At 55.1% G+C, this 10,055-nt stretch carries 7 protein-coding genes; 4 read left to right on the top strand and 3 right to left on the bottom strand.

Annotated features, from left to right (window positions below):
* Positions 1 to 56 precede the first annotated feature (56 nt).
* A complete protein-coding gene (locus LB462_RS30595; protein ID WP_224515859.1) occupies positions 57 to 413 on the bottom strand; it encodes a hypothetical protein in 357 nt (118 codons plus the stop codon).
* A 1,079-nt stretch (positions 414 to 1,492) separates the two neighbouring features.
* On the opposite strand from LB462_RS30595, the gene LB462_RS31735 reads away from it, so the two are divergent.
* On the top strand, positions 1,493 to 1,810 hold the full coding sequence (locus tag LB462_RS31735) for a DUF982 domain-containing protein (RefSeq protein ID WP_224515861.1): 318 nt from the start codon (positions 1,493 to 1,495) through the stop codon (positions 1,808 to 1,810).
* Positions 1,811 to 2,040: 230 nt separating this feature from the next.
* Positions 2,041 to 2,238, top strand: coding sequence for a hypothetical protein (locus tag LB462_RS30585; protein ID WP_224515857.1), 198 nt, complete (start codon positions 2,041 to 2,043; stop codon positions 2,236 to 2,238).
* Positions 2,239 to 3,572: 1,334 nt separating this feature from the next.
* Here the strand turns inward: LB462_RS30585 and LB462_RS30580 are convergent.
* Positions 3,573 to 5,576 carry an ABC transporter ATP-binding protein/permease gene (locus LB462_RS30580; protein WP_224515860.1) on the bottom strand — a complete coding sequence of 668 codons (2,004 nt, stop codon included), beginning with the start codon at positions 5,574 to 5,576 and terminating at the stop codon, positions 3,573 to 3,575.
* Positions 5,577 to 5,965: 389 nt separating this feature from the next.
* Here LB462_RS30580 and LB462_RS30575 point away from each other — a divergent pair, with 389 nt between their 5' ends.
* Entirely contained in the window at positions 5,966 to 6,253 is a 288-nt protein-coding gene (locus LB462_RS30575; RefSeq protein WP_224515855.1) for a DUF1236 domain-containing protein, read from the top strand.
* 1,231 nt (positions 6,254 to 7,484) lie between these two features.
* On the opposite strand, the gene LB462_RS30570 is transcribed toward LB462_RS30575, so the two are convergent.
* Positions 7,485 to 8,519: an IS110 family RNA-guided transposase gene (locus tag LB462_RS30570; protein WP_224515853.1), complete on the bottom strand. Its 1,035-nt coding sequence runs from the start codon at positions 8,517 to 8,519 to the stop codon at positions 7,485 to 7,487.
* Positions 8,520 to 8,539: 20 nt separating this feature from the next.
* Between LB462_RS30570 and LB462_RS30565 the strand changes: the two genes are divergently transcribed.
* Positions 8,540 to 9,265, top strand: a complete 726-nt coding sequence (locus LB462_RS30565) for an SOS response-associated peptidase (RefSeq protein ID WP_370637358.1) — start codon at positions 8,540 to 8,542, stop codon at positions 9,263 to 9,265.
* The last annotated feature ends 790 nt before the right edge of the window (positions 9,266 to 10,055 follow it).

The raw sequence follows: 10,055 nt of genomic DNA, 5'->3' as shown, positions 1-10,055 counted from the left end.
TATTGAGGTAGTGAAACGTTTCGAGCAATGAATTTCCCCCCAGCCAATCGCTAAATTTACTTCTTAAACGCTAACGGATATGGACAGTTCCTTGGATCGATTTTTTCGACGCGTACCAGAATGATACCGAGCGAACTTTGGAAGCTCTTGCGGGACATTAACCTTGCGTGGGCGCTCGCTAGTTCCTTGTCACCGCTGCCGTCTCCCTTAGCATTCTCAGCGTCCAAATTGCTCGTATTGCCTCTCTCTGCCCAGCCGGCCGCCACAGCGTCTTTCAGCAATTGAACGGTCGGATCGTTTCGCCTATCCACCCAACGAATCTTGTTGAATCGCGGCTTGATGGCGCTCTCACATTCTTCCCAGCGATCGGGATTACTAAGAGCGCGTTTCGGGCTCGTTACGCTTGCAAGCATAAATTACCCTCTTCGCCCGTATATCCCTTGGCTTGGATCATATCAAAAAGAGCTCACTTGACCTCGTGCTCGGTCCAACCGGCCCCTATAGCCTCCACGATTAATTCTATAAGCGCGGCACTCGATCGTTCACCACTTTCGACAATCATTGTGAAGTGCTCTTGCAAGGCCCGCTCGCACTCAAGCCAACAATTAGGGTCGACGGAGGGTCGTACCGGTGTCGGTATGGCCATTTGTCACGCAGAACCCCAGAGTTCAGCCTCGATTTTCTTCCGGCTGAGCGGCTTGGCAAAGCTCGTCTTGATGCTGAATCCAAATCCAAGAGACGCTAACCCTGAGGGGTCAGCAACCCAAAGATGTAGACCTCTCGACCCATGACGGTAAACTGCGCCACGCATCGTTCAAGGGGATGCGTGAGGTCGCTGACCATGCTGGGTTTTACCTGGAGGGCTTGAAGGCTGGAAATTAATGCTTTTATTTTCTGAGGAACATTTCCGCCCGTCCTGGCGTTATTGGGGGGCTGGCACTCTCAGCAAGAGGCTCGATGTCGGACGGTGACCCCGATATCGGGCCTCACTTTTTGTTAACCATACAGGCGCACGCTTTGAGTGCTGACCATAGAGGGAAGCCACTGGGTCGGCACCCGGCCTGCTTTCGTATTGTGTATCCGGCAGGTCGGGACGTCAGGCTTGCCACTCCTTGATGGGCGTCATGCAGTGCCTCCTAAACCGGGTGAGTCTCTCGCCAACCTAGGGGAACTTCCGACATCGTGAACGGTTCATATCGCGTCGGGGAGCATGGCGCTCTTCGGCAGGGGTCCGGTGCCGACATCCCTCTCCGGGGAAGCGTCGGACCCCACCATTACAAGCCCAGGGCGCGGGAACATGAAATGACGACCATTCCAGCTAATTTGCTTTCATCCAGCTTTCTTATGTATCCCTTAGCCGCCATTGCCGTCGTCGTGACGGTGTGCGTATTTTTTATCGTGCGGCGTCGGATGCGATGATGCCCTGTTTCACGGAAACCGTAAGCAAATCGATGGGGTGGAATCCTCAGCGCCGCTATGCTTCTCTTCCCGCATGGAAGACTACAGAGCATTCGCGCCCGTCACGGTCTTGAGCAGTCAGCCTGGCAAAATGACAAGCATCAACTCGGCTGATGACGCTACGATGCTCGTATTGGAGCAATGGCCACTTGAACGCAGCGGACCCAAGCTAACCACAGCCATAAAAATCCTGTTGGCGTGCCTCGCTGGCGAATGTTCAGTGGCAGTTGCGCGCGTGGCGTTCATAGAAGCTGCGCGGGAAGCCAACATATACATAGCCCCACCAGAGAATGAGCCCGTCAGATGCAAGCCGACACGGTGGCGCAAGGCTAAGGCATGGCGTCGGTCCTAGCGATCATCAGCAGGCAGACACACCATTGTGGGCGTCCACAGAATCAGCGTGCGAAGGTTTTTGTGTCCTCTGACACGGGGCTCGGGATCGTCAAAGTTACAACGAAGCCGGGCCTCACTTATTCCGAAGGCGGCTGATGAAGAAGCCGAGGTGTCTGAGATTGCCACGTTGCTCCACTACGAACTCACCAGTTCGGTTTCGTGCGAACGCGGCAGACGGGAGCAAAAACAATGAGCCGCGATGACGATGAACTAATGCGCGAAATTAACCGGCAGGTCGAGCAAGCCGTGGACATCAAGCCAGCTCTGGTTGACCTCAAAGAGCTATCGATCACGCTTGCAGGCAGCTTCCAGGGCGCCACAGCTGAAGAGATCGAGGAGCTACTCAAAGACGCTTGGCGTGAGCGACGTTTGAACTGGGTTGCATGACACAATTTAGCTAAAGCGCGCCCCAATACAAATGGTACTGACGGGTTGCTTCCGAGGGCGAGTATGGTTACTGTTTTTGCTGTATTTTCCGCTTTTTCCCAATGCTATGTGGCGCGAAACGTGGAACGAAATGTGGCCCAATGTACTGACCGCTTTCATGCGCCTGAAATTAACAACAGAGTATGCTTATGGCGTGGGGTCGTTCGGATTTGACAAGCGGTACGGACTGAAGTGGTATTGCGGCCAGCATAGAGGCGATGCGGAAGTATAGTGAGTCTGCTTGAAAAAGGCGATGATACGACAAGGGCCGGCAAGAAAGCTAAGGCGGCTGCAAGAGCCCGTAAATGGCGGGGAGCCAATCCGCTGACTCCCGAACAGAAGGCGAATGCGGTTGCGCGGATCCGTAAATGGCGGGCTGCCCATCCACCGAGTCCTGAGCAGAAGACGAAGGCAGCGGTTAAGGGGGCTGCAAGAGTGCGTAAATGGCGGGCGGCCAATCCGCTGAGTCCCGAGCAAAAGGCGAAGGCAGCGGCAAGGTCGCGCAAGTGGCGGCAGGCTCACAAAGAGCGCTACATCGCGTACATGAAAGCTTGGCGCGTTTCCAAACGGAAGCAGGTTAGTGCCCAGGTTGAATCCCCGGCGTGACAGGCCGATAAATTGTTCTTTTAAATCAACAAACGTTTCAATTTCCGCGTGCAATAACCGGCGGCAAAAACAGCAGAACTTGAAACTCACTCCATAAATATAGTGCTGCTAAAGGCGGTTCACGATCCCCTGACTAGGCAAGAGACTTCTGAACAAAAGGAATGCTTTACGATTTGCTATATGACCTCGCACCTCGCCGCGAATCGGATAAGGATGTCTCATCCGGTAATTGAATTAGCGGTAGCTCGATCAATGGCCGAATTGGTCCTGGCTTATCAGGGTCGGGGACAGGCGGATCATCCGGCAGTGGCGGGTACGGTTCTGGCTCTGGGGTGGGTATCGGATCACCCATATCAATGTCTCCTCATAATGGAGCTGTAACTGCTTTCCGTTGGCGAATGTTCCGCTTCCCATTCTCAATACGGCGTCGCACTGAAGCCGCTTTGATCCGCACGCCGAGCACCTCAATATCTGGGCGCGAGGTCCTTGTGCATGGCGCTGTGGTTTCTGCTCCTTTGCCGACGTCTGCAAATCGATTTTGGACGAGTGATTGCATCCTGGTCGCTGACAGAGCGCCCCAGAGCGTGTACTCATTATGTTCCACAGCGAGTTGTCAGCGTGAAAATCCTCAAATAGTTGCGTAGGTCGCGGAGGTTGAGAACTCTGGCAGCAGACAATTCCCGTGTGTTCTATGATCCGGCTCTAGACATTGGCTGCGCCTGCCCCTTTCGCTGCCTCAAAAGGCGCACAAGTAGGTTCCGTCTGTTTTTGCGCTTGCCAAGATCGATATCGCTCACAAGCTTTGCGCCGCCCTCGCGCCGCTCCAATGTGATCTTGCGGGTATGAAAGGCCTCCAGCTCGGCTCGATGCGCTACGCTTATGAGGGTGACCTCGGGCAATTCGTGGATGAGCATCTCCATCATCCTTTCCTGACTTTTCTCATCAAGTGCTGAGGTCGCTTCATCCAGCACGATGATATCGGGAGTGTGCAACAGCAGGCGCGCGAACGCGAGCCGCTGCTTTTCGCCACCCGACAAGGTCTGGTCCCATGGTGCATCTTCCTCGATCTTGTCGTTCAGGTAATCGAGTCCCACCTTGCCGAGGGCCGCGTTGATTTTCTCCAACGTCCAGTTATCGGCGGCGGCGGGATAGGCGACCGCACGGCGAAGCGTCCCGGAGGGGATATAAGGCCGCTGCGGTAACATGAACAGCCGTTTGTCGGCGTGGAAATTGACACTGCCGTCACCCCACGGCCATAGACCTGCGACGGCCCGCACCAGCGTGCTCTTGCCTGAACCGGATTCGCCAGCCACGAGCACCCGCTCGCCAGGTTCGACTACGACCTCGGTTTCCTTGACGACGGCGGTGCCGTCGTCAAGCGACACTGAGAGATTGTTCAAGCTGAGCACCGCGTCGCCTTTGGTTTCGCCGCGCCTGATGCGTCCAAAGGCATCGCTCTGTTCCGCGCGCTCGAGCCCGTCGAGCGACATCATCAGCGAGGCGATGCGCCGTGCACAGGCGTTCCAATCAGCGAGACGGGGGTAGTTGTCGACCAGCCAACCGAACGCGCCCTGCACGATGGCAAAGGCGGAGGCGGCCTGCATTACCTGTCCAAGTGTCATGCTGCCTTCAAGAAATTTCGGAGCGCAAAGCAAAACCGGTACGACCGGCGCAAACAGGCTCGACCCCTGTGACACCAGCGCTGTGCGCATGTGCTGGCCCGTAAGCAGCGCCCATCGCCCGAGCACATTGGCGAACGTTTTGTCGATGCCGCTACGCTCCTCCTCCTCGCCGCCGAGCAATGCAATACTCTCGCCGTTTTCCCGCACGCGCGTCAGCGTGTAGCGAAATTCGGCTTCCGCCTGATTTTTTTCCTCGGAGAGGTGGACGAAATGGCGGCCAATGACCGCCATCGACGTGGACGTGATCGCGGCATAGAGTACCGCAGTGATAACGAGGAAACCGGGAACAGTGAAGGTCGAACCTGCGATCGTCAGGGTAAGTGCCCCGCCGATAGTCCAGAGCACGACGATGAAGGTCGAGGCCGCCAGAAATGCGGAGATGACACCAGCGATGAAATCGACAGGCGATTCGGTGGCAATCCGCAAATCCTCCGCGATGCGGGCTTCAGGGTTCGTGTGGTCGCCACTGACGAGGTTCAATTGATAGTAACGGCCGTTTGCGAGCCATCGCGCGATAACTGCGGTCGTGAGCCAAGAACGCCAGCGGCGCTGAATCGTCATGCGAACGAAGACTTGTGCAACGACAAGGCTTCCGCTTCCGAGCACGAGCGGCACGAAAACGGCACTCAGGAAATAGACGGTGCTGGCATTGCGTTGCTCAATTGCGTCGAAAATTGCACGGTTCCAGACATTGATCCCATACTGGAAGCCAACATTGATACATATCAGGATCAAAAGCCCGATTGAGCATAGCCAAGCGAGCCTGTCGCCACCGCGGCCCCAGTAACCGCGCGCGCTGATCCAGAAACGCCTCAGCAAGTATCTCTTGCGCGCCTGCTCGGCCTCCTCAGGTGTCAGTTCTGGATCCGGATCGATGAAATCCGGCGGCGCGCCCTGGTCATCGGCCTCAGACTCGACTTCGACAGTCGATACCTTTTCCTGGCGCGACTTTTTGGCGTCACGTGGTTTTGCCCTATCGATCGATTTCGGCTTGATTTTGGCCCCGGACATAAAGGCAATAACGGCTTGAAGAACAAAAAGTTTCATGATGTCCGCTCCATATCCAGCTGCCAACTGCCAAGGCTTTTCTTCCGTTCCAGTGTTCGCAACAGCGCGCCCAGGCAACGGGAAAAGAGACAAAATCGTCTTTGTCCGGCTTTGCTGTCCGTCGCTTAGGCTCGTCCGACGCGGACGGCAAAGCTGACAGGCAAACGTGATCGCATGTGCGCTGTTCCGGTGTCAGGCTTCAGTCTGATTTGGGCCGGTTCAAGATCGGACGAAAGTCTGATGCAGATACGGCAAAAGTCTGAAATCCGTTGGCATAGGGCCACCGGTGGAACAAAGCTCAAGGCCACAAGTTGTGGCAGCCGAAGGGAACGGTTCCACAAGGGAGAGTAATCATGAAAAGAATCTTGCTTGCCACAGCCGTGATGTTTGCGGTGTCTGGTGGCGTCTACGCGCAGGATGCAGTTGTGGTTGAGGTTCCACAGCCAACCCGCGAATATGTGATCGCGCATCCAACCGATCCTGTCATCATAGAGGGCGACGTCGCAATTGGAACCGCGGTGCCGGAGGACGTCAAACTGGTGCCGATCCCCGACAGTCCGGACTACGGCTACGTCTATGTGGATAAGCAACCGGTTATCGTGTCGATGAAGGATCGCAAGATCGTCTACATGTCGAACTGAGTTGGCTGTCAGAGAGTGTTCTGATGGCGGAATGGCTGATCCCTATGCATCAGCCGTGGCTTGGCCGCATGATCTCAGGAGAGGGGCGGCCAAGCCACATTAACACGACGCGCCATTGGAGCGGGGAGCGGCGCCTCATGGACTTATAACCCCGCCTTTGACCTCAGACGGCGGGCCGGAGCTACACTCGGTTCGGCCGTCTTCCTTTGCTACAATCTTAACCTTAGACGGCCCGGAAACGGACGGACGCCTAAAATTGCCTGGGTGAGTGCGGCGGCGGTATCGTGTTTCTTATTTACCCGCCAACACGCCTCTGATTGCCAGCCACGTAATTCACTACTCATTCCAGTTATAGCTTGCCGTCGGCGCGATGCCGGCGCACACAAGCGCGGGCCGAAGTACACTGACTTGCAACACGCTGTGCCGCCACAATCAATAGGGCGTCGCGCTGAGACCGAGCTGCTTTGATCCACACGCAGAGCACCTCAGCTTAGGCGCGAGGTGCTGGTGCATTGCGCTGTGGTTTCTTCCGAGCTCCCTTGCCAGCACTGCAGATCGATCTTTGACGAGGGTTTGCATCCTAGTCGCTGACAGAACGCCCAAAGCGTATATCCGTGATCGATCATCGCGCCGATGGTACCGTTTTCGCTCGTATCAATCTGCACCTGAACAGGTTGCGGCTTCGCTTGCCGTTCAAAAATGTCTTCGTATGGGTGTACTTCGCAATCGGTACTGTTGCAGTCCTTGCATCTGAATTTGAGGCTTCTGATTTCGCGCCCATGGCCAAATGTCCCGGCAAGGCTGTCCGCCGTAAAGCGCGCAGCATTTTTGCATGTCCGGCAGCGGGATCGCACGAGCATCCGGTGTCGGGCAGCCTGTCCCAATGTTCTTATTGTTCTTGCCATAGGAACAAAATGAGAACATAGTCACCGCTCGTCAAGACCGAAGATGCCGCAGCTTGCGAACGATTAGCGATCAATTATCATCGAGCCATGTGCAATCTATTGTCTGATTGCAGTTTCTTTCGCAATGGTGTTGCTCCATTAAAGTCCGGGAGGGTTCGCTCTTGTCTACGAGGTCAACGATACGTCGCCTCAAGATGATGGTCCGAAAGCCGAGAGCTGCTATCTACAAACGTGATCGAACACAAAGGTTGCAGCGCAGTCTTCTCAACCCCGTCCTTCCGGACTTCTGGCTGCCCTAAGGGCAGAGAGTTGGATCTGCTAGATTTCTAAGCGGTCGCCCCCTCCTTGTTCCATGTGTACTCAGTACCATCAGACCAAATTCGATGCATCAGCACGGCCAGTTTGCGGGCGACCGCGACCACAGCCCTACGCAATCCGCGTCTCTTTGCAACGGAAACACCCCAAGCGCGAAGTTTGGACCAGCGTTCCGATCTCGTTAGCACCGACAGTGAGGCTTGGTAGAGGACCGAACGCATCGCTACGTCCCCACACTTCGAGATTGCACCATTTCGGTCGACCTCGCCCGACGCATATTTTCGTGGTGTCAAACCAAGGTGGGCTCCGACATCGCGCGACTTTTGAAAGCGATCCGGATCATCGATCGTCGTTGTGAACATAATCGCCGTCAGTGGTCCTACGCCTGGAATTGTCATTAACCGCCTGCAGCGTTCGTCATGTCTAACCAGTTTCATAAGCATGTTATGAAGCACAGCGAACTGCTGGCGGAGTGCAGTGCGCGCGATCAGCATGGGGCGAACCATCGCTTCGAGGAACGGACATTCAGCGACAAGGTCGAGGGCACAACGTTCGAAGGTGGCTTGGCTGATACGTCCGGACAGTTTGACACCAAACACACGCAGCGTACCCCGAATCTCGTTCTCGATGTCGATCTGCTTGCTTAGAAGCGTCCGCCGATTGGTGAGCAACATGCGCATTTGTTGGCTCTTGCTGCTCTTTATGTGAACCACTGAGTACCAGCCAACACGTATCGCTTGGGCAATCGCACGGGCGTCATTTCGATCGCTCTTGATTGGCATGGTTTTTGTGACGCCGCGCAGCTTTCGCGGGTCTATACAAATGGCTTGAAGTCCCAATGCTCTTAGTTCAGCGTACAGCCACCGCGCCAGTCCCCCGATCTCGAGGCCGGCGCGAGCGATGTCCACGTGAAGATTATCGAGCCATGTTACGATGTCCTGCGGTTCCGATGGAACTGCGCCTTCCTTCAGGATCGAACCCGTCTCGTCAACGACGCAGATGGCAGTTTCGTTTAGCGACACGTCTAAGCCGGCATAGTACGTCATTTCACTACCTCCCAAGAAAAATTACCAATTGTCATTTTTCCAGAAGCAGCTCCGCTGCGAAAGCAAATTGCAATCACCCCATCTACAACGCCGCAACCACCCATGAAGCGATGCGGCAGTTGTTCCTGCCGATCAACGACCTCACAAATCGGCTCACGCCGCAGATGGATGTCTTTCCCGACTATCCGGCACCGATCGGTCGTAAGGATGCCAACGGCGACCGTGAACTGGCAATAGCCCGATGGGGAATGCCGACGCCGCCACAGTTTCTGAAGGGCGAGGTCGACTACGGTGTGACCAATATCCGCAACGTGAAATCACCGCACTGGCAGGCTTGGCTTGGTCCGGCAAACCGTTGCGTTGTCCCTGCGACAAGCTTCTCGGAATACGGCAAGGTACTGGACCCAGTCACCAAGAAGAAGCCGCTCCATTGGTTTGCCCTCAACGAGGAGAAACCACTGTTCTGGTTCGCTGGGATCTGGACCAGCTGGTACAGCGTGCGGAAGAAAAAGGAAGGGCCGGTCCAAACCGACATCTTTGCATTTCTGACAACCTTTCCGAATGCTGTCGTCAAGCCGATCCATGAACAGGCAATGCCGGTCATCTTGCGCACCTCCGAGGAAATCGACGTTTGGATGAATGCGCCGGCTGAAGAGGCGCTGCAGCTGCAAAGGCCCTTGCCCGACAATGAACTGATTGTTCTGCCACAACCTGAGGCAGAGGAAGAACAACCGCTGTTGCTCTGATCGGAGGATAGTTCGCGCAAAGGTGGGACTAGACAAATTGGGAGACGCAGAATTTCGCCAAATTACAAAGGTGTGCAGTTGAAAATGAAGATCGGCAAGTATGCGAAACACTGAGATACCAACCCATCCAAAGCCCATTTTGTCCGCCAGCGGACATACAATTGTTGCAAAAAAAATTAGGTGTAAAATTCATTTGGGCCGAAGTCGGAGCGGCATCAGATGAATAAACGCCTCGATCACAAACTAGAATGTCCGAAATGTGGAACGATCTACCTTCGGATCCCGGATGACGTGCAGGACCACACGCTGATTCAGTGCAGTTCATGTGACAGGGTGCTTGGAAGATGGAGGGAGCTGGAAATAGATTTCCATTCCCAAGGCGGCGGCAACGGCGTCTTCGAATTGCATGAAGGCCAAATCATACGCAGGGAATGATCCAATGCGAATGGAGTTCGATGATGATCCAGATGGCCGCCCAAGTGCCCTGTCATTCTGCATTGGTGGCATTTTGTCAGTTTTGATCCTCTTTTTGGCAGCGAGCTATACCGGCTATTTATGGTGAAGGCTGCTCAGATAAATTTGGCTGTTGGAACCATTTTAATAGCTGCTGAGTTACCGGTGACTGCAATTCTGGCTGAATAGATAGATGGCAAAAAGCTCGACACGCAAACTTCAGACAATCGGACTTCTCACCGACCTCGATGCACCTCTTAAAAGCCAGCCGATAAAACCGCGCGACAAGCGCCAGCCCCAGCTCGCGTTTGATCCCATGCCCGCGCGTATTGAACCG

The organism is Phyllobacterium chamaecytisi, from assembly GCF_020164455.1.
Lineage (GTDB): Bacteria > Pseudomonadota > Alphaproteobacteria > Rhizobiales > Rhizobiaceae > Phyllobacterium > Phyllobacterium chamaecytisi.
The sequence above is the reverse complement of the archived record's forward strand: the minus strand, read 5'-3'. Positions and strand labels throughout refer to the sequence as shown.

Coding starts and splice junctions, on each gene's coding strand:
- LB462_RS30580 (WP_224515860.1), bottom strand. CDS start 5,576: ATGTCCGGGGCCAAAATCAAGCCGAAATCGATCGATAGGGCAAAACCA.
- LB462_RS30570 (WP_224515853.1), bottom strand. CDS start 8,519: ATGACGTACTATGCCGGCTTAGACGTGTCGCTAAACGAAACTGCCATC.
- LB462_RS31735 (WP_224515861.1), top strand. CDS start 1,493: ATGGAAGACTACAGAGCATTCGCGCCCGTCACGGTCTTGAGCAGTCAG.
- LB462_RS30585 (WP_224515857.1), top strand. CDS start 2,041: ATGAGCCGCGATGACGATGAACTAATGCGCGAAATTAACCGGCAGGTC.
- LB462_RS30575 (WP_224515855.1), top strand. CDS start 5,966: ATGAAAAGAATCTTGCTTGCCACAGCCGTGATGTTTGCGGTGTCTGGT.
- LB462_RS30595 (WP_224515859.1), bottom strand. CDS start 413: ATGCTTGCAAGCGTAACGAGCCCGAAACGCGCTCTTAGTAATCCCGAT.